This window comes from Aestuariivita boseongensis (assembly GCF_001262635.1).
Classification (GTDB): Bacteria; Pseudomonadota; Alphaproteobacteria; order Rhodobacterales; family Rhodobacteraceae; genus Aestuariivita; species Aestuariivita boseongensis.
This window is the reverse complement of the sequence record NZ_JXYH01000013.1, coordinates 26,751-43,805: the sequence shown is the minus strand read 5'-3', so window position 1 is coordinate 43,805 and position 17,055 is coordinate 26,751. Positions and strand designations below refer to the sequence as shown.

General features: G+C 63.6%; 16 protein-coding genes. 9 read left to right on the top strand and 7 right to left on the bottom strand.

Annotated elements, in window-relative coordinates; all coding sequences use genetic code 11:
• Positions 1–11: 11 nt before the first annotated feature.
• The 5 genes from plsY to TR61_RS07335 form a co-directional block, all read right to left on the bottom strand.
• Positions 12–620, bottom strand: a complete 609-nt coding sequence (gene plsY, locus TR61_RS07355; RefSeq protein WP_050929276.1) for a glycerol-3-phosphate 1-O-acyltransferase PlsY — start codon at positions 618–620, stop codon at positions 12–14.
• Entirely contained in the window at positions 613–1,905 is a 1,293-nt protein-coding gene (gene pyrC / locus TR61_RS07350; protein ID WP_050929275.1) for a dihydroorotase, read from the bottom strand. The genes plsY and pyrC overlap by 8 nt, the downstream gene beginning before the upstream one ends.
• 190 nt (positions 1,906–2,095) lie before the next feature.
• Positions 2,096–2,479, bottom strand: a complete 384-nt coding sequence (locus TR61_RS07345; RefSeq protein ID WP_050929274.1) for a hypothetical protein — start codon at positions 2,477–2,479, stop codon at positions 2,096–2,098.
• The gene (locus tag TR61_RS07340; protein ID WP_050929273.1) at positions 2,476–3,036 is read right to left on the bottom strand and encodes a hypothetical protein; all 561 of its coding nucleotides are present in this window, start codon (positions 3,034–3,036) and stop codon (positions 2,476–2,478) included. The genes TR61_RS07345 and TR61_RS07340 overlap by 4 nt, the downstream gene beginning before the upstream one ends.
• Positions 3,036–3,986 carry an aspartate carbamoyltransferase catalytic subunit gene (locus TR61_RS07335; RefSeq protein WP_050929315.1) on the bottom strand — a complete coding sequence of 317 codons (951 nt, stop codon included), beginning with the start codon at positions 3,984–3,986 and terminating at the stop codon, positions 3,036–3,038. Before TR61_RS07335 ends, TR61_RS07340 begins: the two co-directional genes overlap by 1 nt.
• 100 nt (positions 3,987–4,086) lie before the next feature.
• Between TR61_RS07335 and TR61_RS07330 the strand changes: the two genes are divergently transcribed.
• From TR61_RS07330 to TR61_RS07310, 5 genes are all read left to right on the top strand, one after another.
• The gene (locus TR61_RS07330) at positions 4,087–4,851 is read left to right on the top strand and encodes a uracil-DNA glycosylase (RefSeq protein ID WP_050929272.1); all 765 of its coding nucleotides are present in this window, start codon (positions 4,087–4,089) and stop codon (positions 4,849–4,851) included.
• Positions 4,848–5,468: a LysE family translocator gene (locus TR61_RS07325; protein ID WP_050929271.1), complete on the top strand. Its 621-nt coding sequence runs from the start codon at positions 4,848–4,850 to the stop codon at positions 5,466–5,468. Before TR61_RS07330 ends, TR61_RS07325 begins: the two co-directional genes overlap by 4 nt.
• Positions 5,468–6,010, top strand: coding sequence for a molybdenum cofactor biosynthesis protein B (gene moaB, locus TR61_RS07320; protein ID WP_050929270.1), 543 nt, complete (start codon positions 5,468–5,470; stop codon positions 6,008–6,010). Before TR61_RS07325 ends, moaB begins: the two co-directional genes overlap by 1 nt.
• A 108-nt stretch (positions 6,011–6,118) precedes the next feature.
• On the top strand, positions 6,119–7,573 hold the full coding sequence (locus TR61_RS07315; RefSeq protein ID WP_050929269.1) for an efflux RND transporter periplasmic adaptor subunit: 1,455 nt from the start codon (positions 6,119–6,121) through the stop codon (positions 7,571–7,573).
• A 4-nt stretch (positions 7,574–7,577) separates the two neighbouring features.
• On the top strand, positions 7,578–10,982 hold the full coding sequence (locus TR61_RS07310) for an efflux RND transporter permease subunit (RefSeq protein WP_050929268.1): 3,405 nt from the start codon (positions 7,578–7,580) through the stop codon (positions 10,980–10,982).
• 112 nt (positions 10,983–11,094) lie between these two features.
• On the opposite strand, the gene TR61_RS07305 is transcribed toward TR61_RS07310, so the two are convergent.
• On the bottom strand, positions 11,095–11,901 hold the full coding sequence (locus tag TR61_RS07305) for a protein-disulfide reductase DsbD domain-containing protein (protein WP_050929267.1): 807 nt from the start codon (positions 11,899–11,901) through the stop codon (positions 11,095–11,097).
• 188 nt (positions 11,902–12,089) lie between these two features.
• On the opposite strand from TR61_RS07305, the gene TR61_RS07300 reads away from it, so the two are divergent.
• The gene (locus tag TR61_RS07300; RefSeq protein WP_172676948.1) at positions 12,090–12,647 is read left to right on the top strand and encodes a YqgE/AlgH family protein; all 558 of its coding nucleotides are present in this window, start codon (positions 12,090–12,092) and stop codon (positions 12,645–12,647) included.
• 37 nt (positions 12,648–12,684) lie between these two features.
• Here the strand turns inward: TR61_RS07300 and TR61_RS07295 are convergent, their stop codons facing one another.
• Positions 12,685–13,638, bottom strand: a complete 954-nt coding sequence (locus tag TR61_RS07295; RefSeq protein ID WP_050929313.1) for an L-threonylcarbamoyladenylate synthase — start codon at positions 13,636–13,638, stop codon at positions 12,685–12,687.
• Positions 13,639–13,790: 152 nt separating this feature from the next.
• On the opposite strand from TR61_RS07295, the gene TR61_RS07290 reads away from it, so the two are divergent.
• The 3 genes from TR61_RS07290 to TR61_RS07280 are packed head-to-tail and all read left to right on the top strand — an operon-like array spanning position 13,791 to position 17,055.
• Positions 13,791–15,506 (top strand): acyl-CoA dehydrogenase, encoded by a 1,716-nt coding sequence (locus TR61_RS07290; RefSeq protein WP_050929266.1) that lies wholly within the window; start codon positions 13,791–13,793, stop codon positions 15,504–15,506.
• Positions 15,507–15,565: 59 nt separating this feature from the next.
• Positions 15,566–16,606, top strand: a complete 1,041-nt coding sequence (locus TR61_RS07285; RefSeq protein ID WP_245626836.1) for an MBL fold metallo-hydrolase — start codon at positions 15,566–15,568, stop codon at positions 16,604–16,606.
• The gene (locus TR61_RS07280; RefSeq protein WP_172676947.1) at positions 16,591–17,055 is read left to right on the top strand and encodes a DUF6173 family protein; all 465 of its coding nucleotides are present in this window, start codon (positions 16,591–16,593) and stop codon (positions 17,053–17,055) included. The genes TR61_RS07285 and TR61_RS07280 overlap by 16 nt, the downstream gene beginning before the upstream one ends.

Genomic DNA, 17,055 nt, shown 5'->3' with positions numbered 1-17,055 from the left:
TCAGAAAAGACCTATCCCTTCTGGCCGATCCTGGGCTCTGTCCCGGCTTTCAGCCGCGAGATATTCGCGCGGTGCCGCCAGAAAACCAGCAGCGTGAGGATCGCGCCCACCAGAAGCGCCTGACCCTCTCCGAACGCAAAGGCATAGATGGTCGAGAACGACGCCGCCAGGATCGCGGCCAGAGACGAAATCCGCCTGAGCACCGCCACCGCAAGCCATGTCGCGCAGCAGGCCAGACCCACCGGCCAGGCATAGGCCAGCCAGATCCCCAGGAAGGTCGCCACCCCCTTGCCGCCCTTGAAGCCCAGCCAGACGGGGTAGCAATGCCCGATAAAGGCCGCCAGTGCCGCCAGTTGCACCGCGTCATCGGCCGCAAAGGCCCGCGCCAGAAGCACCGCGACTGCACCTTTCGCCCCATCCAGCAGCAGCGTCAGCGCCGCGGCCGTTTTGTTGCCCGTGCGCAGCACGTTGGTGGCACCGATATTGCCCGAGCCGATCTCGCGCAGATTGCCCAGACCCATCAGCCGTGACAGCACGACCCCAAAGGGGACCGAACCCAGCAGATAGCCGATCACGGCCCAGAGGATCAGCGTGGCGGTGGGAGAGATCAGCTCAGGCATGGGATGACCTTTCATAAACAGATTGCCCGGCCACATAGGTGGCCAGCACCCGGCCCTGCATGCGCTGGCCGTCAAAGGGTGTGTTTTTCGATTTCGACAGAAGCGTGGAGCGGTCCAGGATGAAAGGCACATCCGGATCGAACAGCACTAGATCCGCAGGTGCTCCGGCGGTGATCCGGCCCGAGGGCAGGCCCAGCCGTTTCGCGGGGTTGAGCGCCATGGCGCGAAACAGCTGCGGCAGATCAAGCTGACCTGCGTGGTAAAGGCGCATCGCGGCGGGCAGCAGCGTTTCGAGCGCGACGGCACCACTGGCGGCCTCTTCAAAGGGCAGGCGTTTGCTTTCCTCGTCCTGCGGCGTGTGCATCGACGAGATGATGTCGATCAGGCCCGATCCCACAGCCTCGACCACCGCCATCCGGTCGTCTTCCGAGCGGAGCGGTGGTTTGACTTTGAAGAAGGTCCGGTAATCGGCCACGTCCAGTTCGTTCAGCGTCAGATGGTGGATCGAAACGCCGGCGGTGATGTCAAAGCCGTTCTTCTTGGCACGCTCCAGCGCGGGCAGGGCGCGGGCGGTGGTGATCTGGTCGGCGTGATAGCGCGCGCCAGTCATTTCGATGAGCGCGACGTCACGATCCAGCCCCATGCGTTCGGCCATGGGTGAAACCGCCGGAAGACCCCGAAGCGAGGCGAATTTGCCCGAGGTGGCCGCCGCCCCCGCTGACAGGCCCGGTTCCTGCGGATGGGCGATGACCAGCGCCCCGCAGGAGCGGGCATAGGTGAGCGCGCGGGCAAAGACTTTGGTGTCGCGCACCACGTGGTCGCAATCGGTGAAGGCCACCGCGCCGGCGTCCATGAGAAACCCGATCTCGGTCATCTCCCGGCCTTCGCGCCCTTTGGTGAGCGCGGCCATGGGCAGGACGTTCACCGGGGCGGCCTCGTTCGCGCGGCGGCGGACGAATTCCAGCGTTTCGGGCGTGTCGGTGGCAGGCGTCGTGTCGGGGCGCGTGACCATGGTGGTCACCCCGCCCGCCGCCGCCGCCAGCCCGGCCGATCGGTAGCTTTCCTTGTGCCGTTCGCCCGGCTCGCAGACCTTCACACCGATATCGACGATGCCGGGGGCAAGGTACTTGCCGTTGCAGTCGATGACGGTTTCACCCTGTCCCAGCTCGGTCGGGCCGGTGCCGGTGGCTGCGATCACGCCATCGCGGACATGCAGCCAGCCGGTTGTGACGGTTCCGGCCTCGGGGTCAATGAGCCGGGCGTTTTCGAAAAGCAATGCGGTCATGGCAGCAAAATGTTTCGCGCGCGAAACATTCCTTCAAATTCAATATGTTCCGTTAACCCTTTGGTCATATCTCCTGGGCCTCTCATCCCGCGATCCAGACCATGACGCCCACGAAGGCAAACATCACGATCAGCACGATCATGGCGATGCGGCCTGACATCTTGGGATCTGGTTTGGGGTCCTGCATGGTTCAGAGCGCCTCCTTGATCCGGGCCCCTGTCGCCTTCGGGTCGGATTGATATTTGATCAGGTGCTTGTCGCCGCCATGGGTGACGATCTGAACATAGCCGAAAAGGCTGTTCACCTGTGCGATATCGGACAGCGTGATGCGTCGTTCGAAAGGACCGGTGAGAATGCCGTCGCTGATCTCCCACCGGGCGGCAAGTTCTTCCGAGGCCATGTACCAGCCGCGCAGCGCGATGGCGGCCAGACCTGCCACAGCGCCGGTCCAGACATGGGGATTGTCCATGATCCACAAGACCGCCATCGCGCCGCCCATGCCGATGGCGGCCATCCAGGCGTGATTGCGGATATAGGTCGCCCGATCGGGGGTGATGACCAGCGAAGCGCTCATGTGATCAGTACCCAGACAAGGGCCACCAGGGCTAGCATGACAACGGCGAAGATCGCCGCGCCCACCCGTTGGGAGCGGTAGCGTTCCGCGCGCGACGTGGGCAGGGGGCGCGAATGGAGTTTTGCCGCCTGGGACGGGATGGGGCCTGCGCCGGACCAGTCGGTTCCGGGCTGGTCGAAGCTGGCGATATGGGTGAGGCTTGCGGTTTCCCCCAGCGCGAAGGCCTTGCCCTGAAACGCGCGCGAGCCCAGTAACAGCGCATAACCTTCCAGCGCATCCAGCCTGCGTTTGGCTGGCGCGACCGCGTCGGCGGGGATATCGAGCCCTTCGGTCAGATAGCCGCTGAGGCCCAGCCCAACCAGGTCGCTCAACGGGACAAGTTCGGCCCCTTTGGGATCAAGGCCGGTGGCGCCGGTCAAATCCTCCAGCAGATCGGCGGGCGGTTGCAGGCGATCCGCGCCTGTTTCGGGCGGGCTGAAGCGCGCCGACAGGTCGGATGCCGACAGGTTGACGGCAAAAACGTGCAGCCGTCCGCGTTCGTGGGGCTCAACCCGCATCAGGCGGCATCCCCGGCGCGCGCGGCGCGGAGGTTATGCGCCAGAAGGTCCATCGCGGCCATGCGTACGGCGACACCCATTTCGACCTGCTCCTGAATGACGGATCGGTTGATGTCGTCCGCAATTTCTCCGTCGATTTCAACGCCCCGGTTCATGGGGCCGGGATGCATGACGATGGCATCGTCCTTGGCATTGGCCAGCTTTTCGGCATCAAGGCCATAGCGATAGAAATATTCGCGTTCCGAGGGGATGAAGCCGCCATCCATACGCTCTTTCTGAAGGCGCAGCATCATGACCACGTCGACATCTTTCAGGCCTTCAGCCATGTCGTCATAGACCTCGACCCCGAATTCCGCGATCTGAGCGGGCATGAGCGTTGGCGGGCCGATCAGGCGGATGCGGCTTTCCATCTTGCCCAGCAGCAGGATGTTCGACCGCGCCACGCGGGAATGGGCGATATCGCCGCAAATCGCGATGTTCAGCCGGTGCAGGCGGCCTTTCTTGCGCCGGATCGTCAACGCGTCCAGCAACGCTTGCGTGGGGTGTTCGTGCCGCCCGTCACCTGCGTTCAGCACCGCGCAATTCACCTTTTGCGCCAGAAGGTCGACTGCGCCGGAATGGGGGTGGCGCACCACCAGAAGATCGGGATGCATCGCGTTCAACGTCAGCGCCGTGTCGATCAGGGTTTCGCCCTTTTTAAGCGAGGACGCCTGCATCGCCATGTTCATCACGTCCGCCCCCAGCCGTTTACCCGCAAGTTCGAAACTGGCCTGGGTGCGGGTCGAGGCCTCGAAGAACATGTTGATCTGGGTGAGGCCCGCCAAAGCGTCGGAATGTTTGGTGGGTTGGCGGTTCAGATCCACATAGGTGTCGGCCAGATCAAGAATGGATTGGATATCGGAAGGGCTGAGCGGTTCGATCCCCAGAAGGTGACGATGCGCGAAGGACATATGCGTGTGCTCTCCCGTGCCGGTTTCAGCCTTATAGGAAGGCAGCGGCGGACGGGCAAGAAGGGTTTCTGTTGCCCGCGTGCGGGGATAGTTTGGGCGCATGGAATCGGCAATGGACCCATATCTGGCGCGCAGCTATCTGGATTGGCTGGTTGAGCTGGGCGCGGATGAAGCCATCGGGGATAACCCGGTGGACCGGTATGGCTTGGCTGAAAAGGCCAAACCGGCGGCTCCCGTGGCTGCGGTTACAGTCCCCGCGCCTGTGCAGGCGGAGGAGGTAGATCCTGTGGCGGTTGCGCGCGCTGCGGCAGCGGGGGCAGAGGATTTGGGCGCGCTGAAAGCGGCGCTAGGTGCGTTTGAGCATTGCGAGTTGAAACGCGGCGCGCGGAACCTTGTCTTTGCCGATGGCGTGGCGGGCGCGAAGGTGATGATCATTGGCGAGGCGCCCGGTCGCGATGAAGATCGCGAGGGGCGGCCTTTCGTGGGGCGCGCGGGGCAATTGCTGGACCGGATGCTGGCGGCGATTGATCTGAGCCGGGAAAGTTCGGTCTATATCACTAATGTGCTGCCGTGGCGGCCGCCGCAGAACCGTGACCCGAAGCCCGATGAGATCGCGATGATGCAGCCGTTTCTGGAGCGGCATGTGCAACTGGCCGACCCGGATGTGCTGGTGATCATGGGCAATATCAGCTGTCAGGCGGCTTTGGGTAAACGCGGTATCACACGTCTGCGCGGGAACTGGGCGGAAGCCTTTGGCAAACCCGCCTTGCCGATGTTTCACCCCGCCTACCTTTTGCGCCAACCCGCGATGAAGCGGGAGGCTTGGGCGGATCTTCTGGAATTGAAGGCACGGCTTTTGGCATGATTGATCCCGTTGTTCTGCTGGCCTTTATCCCTGCGGCTTTGGCGCTGAACCTGACACCCGGCGCGGATATGATGTTCTGCCTCGGCCAGGGTCTGCGCGCGGGGTCAAAGCCCGCGATTGCGGCGAGTGCGGGGATTTCGACCGGGTCGATGATCCATGTGGCGCTTGCGGGGCTGGGGTTGAGCGCGGTTGTGGCGGCGGTTCCCTGGGCCTTTGACGTGATCCGCTGGGTGGGTGTGGCGTATCTGCTGTACCTCGCATGGGGCGCGTTTCGCCATGGAGCGGTGCCGTCGGGGACCGAGGAGGTCGCGACCGCGCGGGCCTTTCGCACCGGGCTTTACGTGAACCTGACCAATCCCAAGGTGATCCTGTTCGTGCTGGCCTTCATCCCACAATTCGTGGATCCGGCAGAAGGCCCTGTTTTCCTGCAATTCCTGATCTTCGGGGCGATCATCGCGGTGGGGGGATTCCTGATCAACGGGGCTGTGGGCGTCTTTGCTGGCGGTGCGGGGCGTATGCTGACCGGATCGCCGCGCGCGGGGCGCATTTTGGGGTATCTCAGTGGAACGATCTTTGCCGCATTGGCTGTGCGGTTGGCAGTATTGGAGCGAAGCTGATGAGCCGGATTGACGAAAGCAAAGACTTCATTGCGATCCGTATCGCGGTGCTGACCGTGTCGGACACGCGCGATCTGGCCGAGGATCGGTCGGGCCAAACCCTTGTCGACCGGATCGAAAAGGCCGGCCACATCGTCGCCGCCCGCAAGATCCTGCGCGATGAACGGGCCGAGATTGCCGAGCAATTGCGTGCCTGGTCGGCGGATCCCGAGATTGACGTGGTGATTTCGACCGGCGGCACGGGCCTGACGGGTCGCGATGTGACGGTGGAGGCGCATCGCGATGTCTATGAAAAGGAAATCGACGCGTTCGGCACCGTTTTCACCATCGTGTCGATGAAGAAGATCGGCACATCTGCGGTGCAATCACGCGCCACGGGCGGGGTGGCGCAGGGCACCTATATGTTTGCGCTTCCCGGCAGCCCCGGCGCCTGCAAGGATGCCTGGGACGAGATCCTGGAATACCAGTTGGATTACCGCCACAGGCCCTGCAATTTCGTGGAAATCCTGCCGCGTCTGGACGAGCACCACCGCCGGAAATGATTATTTTCGACGGAAAGGCCGGTGCGGGGCGTTAAACTCTTTGTGCCTTGGCATTTTTCGTGCTCTCGCTACCTTTGAAATACCGCCTTTCCGGTGGAGTGTGACCTGATGCGTTTTTTGCGACAAAGCCTTGTCGGCGTGTTTCTTGCAGCCCTGACCCTGGGGCTTCTGGCCTATGCCGGCCAGATGATCTCGGGCGCGGTGCAGGAGCGCCTGTCGAATGAACGCCCCGCGCCGCCCGCGCGGGAGCGGGTATTTGCAGTGAGCGTGATCCGGGCCGAGCTGGGACAGGAAACACCGGTTCTTCAGACCTTCGGAGAGGTGCAAAGCCGCCGGACACTGGAATTGCGCAGCGCCGTGGGCGGACGGGTTGTCGAGCTGGCGCCGGAATTCACCGAAGGCGGTGTGGTGAAGGAAGGCCAGCTTTTGCTGCGCATCGACCCGTCGAAACCGCAGGCGGCGCTTGACAGTGCCGAAAGCGATCTGCGCGATGCCGAGGCCGAGGTGCGTGATGCCGACCGGTCGCTTCTTCTGGCGCGCGACGAGGTGACGGCAGCCGAAGAACAGGCTGATCTGCGCGAACGCGCCTTTGCGCGTCAGCAGGATCTGGGGGAACGCGGCGTGGGCACGCTGGCTGCGGTTGAGGCCGCTGAACTGGCCGCGGCGCAGGCGCGTCAGGCGGTGCTGTCGCGCCGGATTGCGCTGGCGCAGGCCGAAGCACGGGTGGATCAGGCCACGACGCGGTTGGCGCGGGCGCGGATTGCGCTGTCTCAGGCGGAGCTTGATCTGGCGGATACCGAGATTTTCGCGGCCTTTGACGGCACGCTGAGCGAGGTGAACCTTGTTGAAGGACGCCTTGTATCGGCCAATGAGAAGCTGGCCGAACTGGTCGATCCGGCCGAACTGGAGGCGGCCTTCCGCGTCTCGACCAGCCAATATGCGCGGCTTCTGGATGATGCGGGCGATCTGATCCCGGCGCCGGTGACAATCACGATCGATGGCGCGGGCGCCGAGTTGACCGCGCAAGGTACGGTCAGCCGTGACAGTGCCGGCGCGGGCGATGTGCAGACCGGGCGGCTGATCTATGCCACGCTGCGCGATGCACGCGGGTTCAAGCCGGGCGATTTCGTCACCGTAAGCGTGGAGGAACCGGCAGTGGATCAGGTCGTGCGCCTGCCTGCATCCGCGTATGACGCAGCCGGCACCGTGCTGGTCCTGGGCGAGGATGACCGGCTTGAGGCGGTATCTGTGACACTGGTGCGCCGTCAGGGCGATGACGTTCTGGTGCGCGGCGAGGCCCTGGAGGGGCGCGAGGTTGTGCGGGCGCGCACGCCGCTTCTGGGTCCGGGCATCCAGGTGCGCCCGATCCGTGGGGAGGCAAGCGCGCCCGAGGAGCAGGCGATGCTGCAGCTGGACGCCGATCGCCGCGCGCGGCTGGTGGCCTTTGTCGAAGGCAGCACCCGCCTGCCGGAAGCAGCGAAAACGCGCATCCTGAACCAGCTGGCGCAGGATCAGGTGCCCGCGCAGATGGTCGAACGCATCGAATCCCGGATGGGGGGCTAGGCCCGTGCCACGCGATATCCCGCGCGCCGCCGGTGGGGTGTTGTCATACTTCACCCGTCACCGGACAGTCGCGAACCTGCTTCTGATCGTTCTGCTGGTGCTGGGTCTGGCTGCCATTCCCAATATGCGCGCCCAGTTCTTCCCCGATGTGATCGTCGATAACGTCACCGTTACCATCGAATGGGAGGGCGCAGGCCCCGAAGATGTGGACGGCGCAATTGTGCAGGTGCTTGAGCCCACGCTTCTGGCAGTGGATGGGGTGGAAAGCTCATCCTCGCTGTCGCGGGAAGGGCGGGCGACGATCACGTTGGATTTCGAACCCGGCTGGGACATGGCGCGCGCCTCGGATGACGTTCAGGCGGCGGTGGATGCGGTCACGACACTGCCTGAAGAGGCCGAAGAGCCCAGCGTGCGGCGCGGCGCGTGGCGCGACCGGGTGACCGATCTGGTGATCACCGGTCCGGTAGAGCCTGAGCAGTTGTCGCTCTTTGCAGATGAAATGGTCACGCGGCTGTTTACCGTCGGGGTGACGCGGACCACGATCCGGGGGATCGCTGCGCCCGAGACAGTTGTTGAGGTGCCCACGGCCCGGCTGATCGAACACGATGTCTCGATGGCCGAGATCGCGGCGGCCATCGCCGCGGAGGTGGACGCCGATCCCGCGGGCGATGTCACCGGGGCCAATGCGCGCGTGCGCACCGGGACGGAAAAGCGCAGCCCCGAAGCGATTGCCGGCATCGTGCTGCGGTCGAACCCGGATGGATCGAAGCTGACCATCGGGGATGTGGCGCGCATCCGGGTGGAAGGGCCTGACCGGGAGCGGGCGTATTTCGTGGGCGATGACCCCGCGATCTCGATCCGGGTGGACCGGTCCGATCAGGGGGATGCAATCGGCATTCAGCGCACGGTGGAACGGGTTGCGGCCCAGATGCAGGCGAGCCTGCCGCAGGGTGTCACGGTTGAGCTGATCCGGACGCGGGCCGAAGCGATCAGCGGGCGGTTGAACATCCTTCTGGACAACGGGCTTGTGGGGCTGGGACTGGTTCTGGCGCTGCTGTTTCTGTTTCTGAATGCGCGCACGGCGTTCTGGGTGGCGGCTGGCATTCCGGCGGCCATGTTTGCCGCCATCGCGCTGATGTATGCCGGTGGTCTGACCATCAACATGGTCAGCCTGTTCGGCCTGATCATCACCCTGGGCATTGTGGTGGATGATGCCATCGTTGTGGGCGAACATGCCGATTACCGGTATCGCCGGCTGGGGGAACACCCGTTTCAGGCGGCGGAAAACGCCGCGCGCCGCATGGCGATGCCGGTCTTTGCCGCCACGCTGACCACGATCATCGCTTTCTTTGGCCTTGTGTCCATCGGCGGGCGGTTCGGCGATCTGATCCGGGATATTCCCTTCACCGTGATCGCTGTTCTCGCGGCATCGCTGGTCGAATGTTTTCTGATCCTGCCCCATCACATGGCCCATGCGTTGATGAAGGCGGAAGATGAGAAATGGTATGACATCCCCAGCCGTTTGGTGAACCGCGGATTCCGCTGGGTGCGCGATACACTGTTCCGCCCGCTCGTGCGCTGGGTGATCCATCTGCGCTATGTCGTGTTGGCGGCGGTTCTTGTGGTGCTGGCCAGCCAAATGGCGGTGTTTATCCGAGGCGACGTGCAATGGCGGTTCTTCAACGCGCCGGAACGCGGCTCGGTCACCGGGAATTTCGCCATGGCCGAGGGGGCCACACGTGCCGATACGCTGGCCATGATGAAAGAGCTGCAGCGCGCCACCGAGGCGCTGGGCCGTCAATACGAGGCCGATTACGGCCGCAATCCCATCGAATATGTCATCGCCGAGATCGGCGGGAATGCCGGCCGGGGCCTGAGCGGTGTGGAAGCGAAGGATAATGACCTGCTGGGCGGCATTTCGATCGAGCTGATTGACGCGGATCTGCGGCCCTATTCCAGCTTTGCCTTCGTGGCCGATCTGCAGGACGAGGTGCGGCGGCATCCCCTGGTCGAGACGGTGAGTTTCCGGGGCTGGCGGTCGGGGCCGGGGGGCGATGCGCTGGATGTGCAGTTCTTTGGTGCGACTGTCGATACGCTGAAGGCCGCGAGCCAGGATTTGCAGACAGCGCTTCTGCGCTATCCCGAAGTGTCGGCTTTGCAGGACAACCTGGCCTATGACAAGGAAGAGCTGATCCTGGATCTGACGCCGCAGGGGCAGGCGCTTGGCTTTACCATCGACACCCTTGGCCGAGCCCTGCGCGCGCGGCTGAACGGGTTGGAGGCCGCTACTTATCCCGAGGGTCCGCGCAGTGCGGCCATTCGTGTGGAACTGACCGAGGGCGAACTGACGGCCGATTTCCTGGAACGCACGCAGATGCGCACGCCGGATGGGAATTACGTGCCTCTGGCCGATCTGGTGACAGTGGAACAGCGCACGGGCTTTTCGACCGTGCGGCGCGAAAACGGGATCCGCCTGATTTCGGTGACGGGTGATATCTCGGAGGATGATCCGGCGCGCGCGGAAGAGATCATGGCGGCGCTTGAGGTTGAGATCTTGCCGAGGATTGCCAGCGAACGGCAGGTGGAATGGCGCCTCTCAGGGCTGAGCGAGGATGAGGACGCGTTTCTGTCGGATGCGATGACCGGGCTGATCCTGTGCCTGACGGGGATTTACCTTGTGCTGGCCTGGGTGTTTTCCAGCTGGACGCGTCCGCTGGTGGTCATGGCGATTATTCCGTTCGGGCTGGTAGGCACGATCTATGGCCATGCATCCTGGGAGGTGCCGCTGAGCATGTTCACGGTGGTGGGGCTTTTGGGCATGACCGGGATCATCATCAACGATTCCATCGTTCTGGTGACAACCATCGACGATTATGCGGCGGAACGCGGGCTGATCCCGTCGATCATCGACGCGACGGCCGACCGGCTGCGGCCTGTGCTTCTGACCACGCTGACGACGGTGCTGGGGCTGGCACCGCTGCTCTACGAGACGTCGCAACAGGCGCAGTTTCTGAAACCCACGGTGATCACGCTGGTCTATGGTTTGGGTTTCGGGATGGTGCTGGTGTTGCTGATCGTGCCGGCTTTGGTCGCGATGCAAGCGGATGTGTCGCGGCGCATGGTGGCGATGCGGCGCGCACTGCGCAGCCCCAGCCGGGCGGCGCGCGGCGTCGTGACGGCTTGTCTTGCGATGCTTCTGGGGTGGTTCGCCGCGACGCTGGGCGCGGTGCTGGTCACCGGTCAGATGCCGGAACTGGTGGCGGCGCAATTGCCTTTTGCACAGACAGATCCGGCAATGCGAGGTGCCTTTTTGGCCTTCGTGTTGGGGGCGGGATTGCTTGTAGCGGTGGTCTATGTAGCGGTCACGGCGGTGGCGATGGCAGTGTCACGGCAGGCGGCCAAAAACTGATGCAGTTTTTGGCGAGGTCCTGACGCAGGACCTCGGGCCCTTATGAAAACCGGTGGTCAAAGGGCGTGCAGAAACTGGGTCAGTTTCTGCATGGATTTTGTGTCAAAATCCGTCAGCCTGCCGTGCAGCCCTGGATATCAACCGCATGGTTGCTGCCCAGAACCGTGAACCGCAGCGCCGAGCGATCCAGCGCAAAGCTTTGCGCGCTTAGGTGCATCAGATCTGATGTGGCGATCAGCGTGTCTCCGCGCCGTTGGACCTGGGTTTCGGACACCCAGATGTCGGGATCGCCGCTTTCGGTCACGGTGAATTCCGCGCCGCCTGCATGCGGCATTTGAATATGTGCCTCGACGCGCAACCCGCTTCCGGTGGGTGAGATCACGCATTTGGCCGAAGTAACCCCTGCCTCGTGCGCGCTGAACGGCCGGTCAGAGCGTGCCGCCAGAATGGCCGGGTGATGCGGGGCATTCGGATCCAGCACCTGGTCGAACTTGAGCGTGCTGGGAATGCAGACATCCTTGCAGACGCCCAGCTCCACCTTGCCTTTCAGCCGCAAAGGCGTGCCGGCGCTGGAGGGTTCGATGTCGATGGGCAGAACAAGCTCGTGTTCATATCCCACCGATCGCAAACCGTTCTGATCAAAGACCTTGGGCGTTGGCCAGGTCATCCTCGTGGCCGCGACATTGCGCGAGCCGCGCCAGGAAAATTCGGGCGGGATGCCCGCGTCGCCCGGCGCGCGCCAATAGGTTTTCCACCCATCCGCCAGGACAAAGCGGATGGCCGCGCGGTGCAAACCATCGGGACCTGTGCCGCCATCCAGCACCTCGACCCGAACGACATCGTCGATCCAGCCTTGGGCTGCGACCGGCGGCGCGATCAGCGCAGCCAGGGCGAGGGACAGGTATTTCAGAGCTCTCATACCTTCCAGATGGCGTAGCGGCGGTGAAATGCCAAGTAACGTTCCGGTCAAGAACATGTAATACAAGGCATCTGTGCCAGGTTTTCCGCAAAAATCCGGCGATTTCGGGCTCAAAGGGCTCTGGGCCTTGAAACCCGGCGGCGCTGCGGTCACGGTGGGGGCTCGGGAGCGATGCGGACCAGGAGGCGATGCTGGATCTGACCGGGAAAGTCTTGATCGCCATGCCGGGCATGGGAGATCCGCGTTTTGAACACGCGGTGGTCTTCCTGTGCAGTCATTCCGATGAGGGCGCGATGGGTCTGATCGTGAACAAGCCGTCGTCCGACGTGTCGCTGCGCGAATTGCTGGAACAGCTGGAGATCATGCCAAGCGCCCCGGATCTGGCGCGCCCGGTCTATTTCGGCGGACCCGTTGAAGGCGGGCGGGGTTTCGTGCTGCATGGGCCGGATTACGGCTCGCAGATCCATACGCTGCAGGTCACCGACGAGATCGCGATGACGGCGACGGTCGACGTGCTGGAAGATATCGGGCGCGGTGCGGGGCCGTCTGAGCTTCTGATGCTGTTGGGCTATGCCGGATGGGGGCCGGGTCAATTGGAGGGCGAGATTGCCCAGAACGGATGGCTGACCGCCGATGCGGATGCCAAGCTGATCTTCGGCACGCCCGATCCGATGAAATGGGGCGCGGCCCTGAAATCGCTGGGCATCGATCCCGTCATGCTGTCAGGCAGTGCCGGCCGGGCCTGAGCGCCCGGAATTTTCGAAAATTCCGGGCCGGACCCTTTCAAAGGGTCCGCGGCGCTGCGGCGCGTTTCAGGCGGTCATTAATCGCGCGGCCCAGCCCTGTGTCGGGGATAGGGGCCACAGCGATGGGTTTGCCTTGCCCGTCCAGCATATGCAGGCAGGCAAACAGCCGGGCGGCCGCTTCCACCAGATCGCCAGAGGGCGAGAGGTTCAGGTCGCCGTCCCTGTCGCCGAAGCCCAGATATAGCTCTCCTGGTGCGGGGGTCTCGGCGTTCAGCCGCACCGACGCGTCCGGCGCGTAATGCGAGCTGAGTTGTCCCGGCGCATTGATTGCCGATCCGTCTTCCCAGCGGGCAAGGGGACGGCTCAGGGCGGCTTCGATCGCCTCGGCTGGCAATCCGCCAGGGCGCAGCAGGATGGGCGTGTCGCCGTCAAAGCCCACGATGGTGGATTCCAGCCCCACCGCGCAGGGCCCTGCGTCGATGACCGCATCAATCCGTCCATCAAGGCCGGCAAGCACATGTTGCGCCGTTGTGGGGCTGATCCGGCCCGAAGGGTTGGCAGATGGCGCCGCGATGGGGCCGTCCAGCGCCTTCAGCAGCTTTTGCGCCACCGGATGGTCGGGCATGCGCAGGCCCACGGTGGGCAGGCCGGCGGTGACCAGTTCGCTGAGACCGTGACCATCGATCAGTGGAACCACCAGCGTCAGCGGTCCGGGCCAAAAGGTTTGCGCCAAGCGCAGCGCATCGCCGTCCAGCCGCGCGTGTCGGCGTGCCTGATCAAGGCTGGCCACATGCACGATGAGCGGATTGAAACTGGGCCGATCCTTGGCCGCGAAAATGCCGGCTACGGCGCGCCCCTGACGCGCATCGGCGCCAAGGCCATAAACCGTCTCGGTCGGGAAAGACACCAGCCCGCCATCCGCAAGGATCTGCGCGGCGCGGTCCAGATCCCGGTCACTGGCCGTTAAAATCTGCGTTTCGCGATCCTGCATCTTTTGGGGGGCCTCGTGACGCGGCGTTTCGGTTGCGTGGACCTGCAAGGCCGGATTGGGTTACATCAGACACTGCTTTTAGCGAGGCTGCGCGCTGAGGGGAAGCCGATGCTGCATGCGCCCGCTGCCAATACTTATCATGAGGTGATGTGATGCCCTATCGCGCTCCGGTTTCGGAATTTGAGTTCATCTTCAAAAACGTGGTTGGTTTCGACAAGGTCGCGCAGACCAAGCGGTTTGCCGATGCAAGCGCCGATACAGTGACCGCCATTCTGACCGAGGCCGGCAAGATGAGCGAGGACATCATCGCGCCGCTGCAGCGGCCCGGGGATCTGCATCCTGCACGTTTGGAAAACGGGGTTGTGCGCACCTCGCCCGGTTTTGCCGAGGGCTGGAAAGCCATTGCCGAAGGCGGCTGGGTCGGCATCGCGGGCGATCCGGAATATGGCGGGATGGGCTTGCCGATGGCGCTGGCCACCGCTGTGAACGACATGATGTCGAGCGCGTGCCTGTCTTTGCAACTGGCACCTCTGATGAGCCAGGGCCAGGTCGAAGCGCTGGAACATCACGCCAGCGACGAGATCAAGGCGCTGTATCTGCCCAAGCTGATGAGCGGGGAGTGGACCGGTACGATGAACCTGACCGAACCGCAGGCCGGATCGGATGTGGGTGCATTGTCGACCAAGGCCGAGGCGCAGGAGGATGGCACCTACAAGATCACCGGGCAGAAGATCTATATCAGCTGGGGCGATCACGATGTGGCCGAGAATGTCTGCCATCTGGTTCTGGCCCGGATCCCCGGTGCGCCTGAGGGTACGAAAGGCATCAGCCTGTTTCTGGTGCCCAAGCGTCTTCCGGACGAAAACGGCAATGCCGGGGTGGCCAACAGCCTGAAAGTGGTCAGCCTTGAGCATAAGATGGGCCTGCATGGCTCGCCCACCGCGGTGATGCAGTATGACGGGGCCAAAGGCTGGATGATTGGCCCGGAGAATGGCGGCATGGCTGCCATGTTCACCATGATGAACAATGCGCGTCTGGGTGTGGGCACGCAAGGCGTGGGCGTGGCGGAAGGCGCCTATCAGAACGCGCTGCAATACGCCTTGGACCGCAAGCAGGGGCGCAGCTATCACGGATACACCATCGCGGCGCATGCGGATGTGCGGCGGATGCTGACTTCGATGAAGGCGGATGTGTTTGCCGCGCGCTCTATCGCTTTGGCCTGCGCCGTGGCGATTGATATGGAGACCGCCACGGGCGACGCCGACTGGCGCGCGCGTGCGGCCTTCTTGACGCCGATCGCCAAGGCGTTCGGTACCGATGTGGGCAACGAGGTCGCCAATACCGGCATTCAGGTCCATGGCGGCATGGGCTTTATCGAGGAAACGGGCGCCGCCCAATATGCGCGCGACGTGCGGGTGACCACGATCTATGAGGGCACGAACGGCATTCAGGCGATGGATCTGGTGGCCCGCAAGATGTCCGACGGCGGAGAAATGGCGACACGTCTGCTGGACGAGATCGAGGCCCAGGCCGAAACCGTGCGGTCGCAGGCGCCTGATCTGGCCGATCTGGCCGAAGGGGTCTGGCAGGCCTCGGAATCCATGCGCGAGGCGACTGAATGGCTGGTTGCGCAGGAAGACGTGACCGACCGCTTTGCCGGTGCGGTGCCCTATCTGCGTGCCTTTGCCCGCGTGCTGGGTGCGCATTTCCACCTGGCGGCGGCCCTGGCCGATCCGTCCGGGCCGCGCGCGGCATTGGCGCGGTTCTATATCACCCGGCTTTTGCCGGAGCACACGGCGCTTCTGACCCATGCGCAGGCCGGGTCGGCGGATCTTTATGCCTTGAGCCTGGATGACCTGGCGGCGTAAACCGCGCGCGACAAGACAGCGAAAGGATGGTGGGCGACGTGGATGGGTCGGCTTCAGGAATGCGGTATCCTTGGGAAACGCCGCCGGAACGCGGCGGCGCGATAGAGGTGGCCGAGGGCATCCTTTGGATGCGCCTGCCTTTGCCGATGAAGCTGGATCACGTGAATGTCTATGCGCTGGATGATGGCGACGGCTGGACGGTGATTGATACCGGCTTTGCCTCCAAGCTGAGCCGGGAGATCTGGGGCACGCTGATGGCGGGCCCTCTGGGCGGCAAGCCCGTGACGCGGGTGATCGTGACCCATCACCATCCCGATCATGTCGGGCTTGCGGGCTGGTTCCAGTCCGAACACGGGGCCGAACTGGTGACGACGCGCACCGCCTGGCTGTTTGCGCGTATGCTGATGCTGGACCGGCAGGAGGTGCTGCCGGAAGAAACGCTGGCGTTCTATCGCAGCGGCGGCATGGATGCCGAGATCTATGAGAAGCGCAAGGCCGACAGGCCCTTCAACTTTGCCGATGTGGTGGCGCCCATGCCGCTGGGATACACGCGCATCAGTCAGGGTGACGTGATCCGCATGGGCGGGCGCGACTGGGATGTGCATATGGGCAATGGCCACGCGCCCGAACATGCCACCTTCTGGAGCCGGGACGACAATCTGGTCATTGCAGGTGACCAGATCCTGCCGTCGATCAGCCCCAATATCGGGGTTTATGCCACCGAACCCATGGCCGACCCGGTCAGCGACTGGATCGAGGCCTGCGAGCGTCTTTCAACGCTTGCGCGGCCCGATCATCTGGTTCTGGGTGGCCACAAGCTGCCCTTCACCGGATTGCCCTTCCGGATGAAGCAGTTGATCGACAATCACCATGGCGCGCTGGAGCGGTTGCTGCAGGCGCTGAGCACTCCGAAAACGGCTGCCGATTGCTTCCTGCCCATTTTCAAGCGCAAGATCGGTGAAAGCGAATACGGGCTGGCCCTGGTCGAAGCGATTGCCCATGTCAGCCACCTGTATCAGGCGGGGCACACCACGCGGACGCGCCGCAGCGATGGCGCATGGCTGTATCAGCGAAAGGCGGATGTTTGGACAACGAAATAAAGACCACGGCCGAGCTGAAAGAAGACGACACGCTGCCCTGTGTCTATGAGGTGCACACAGACGCGGGCGTGAAGGCCGGGTTGCAGGACCTGCCCGAGGGCATGAAAGCACCGGTGGACACGAAAAGCCCCGCGCGCTGGGCCTATGAACGGCTGATCCTTTACATCCAGAACTTCGAAAAGCATCTGGACAGCGAACATGAGGTTGCCATCGGCCTGACCGGCGGAGAGATCGGCGTGTTGCGGATTGAAGGCATGGGGTATTTCGATCCGGATATCGTGACCTTCTATGGATCGGACGCGTCCGGTGCGCGCACCCAGCTGATTCAGCATGTCACGCAATTGAACGTGATGTTGCGCGCCCTGCCCAAGCGCCAGGGGCAGTCAGAACCGTCGCGGATCGGCTTCCGGCTGGCGGCTGATTTGCAAAAAGACGGCGAAAATCCGTGA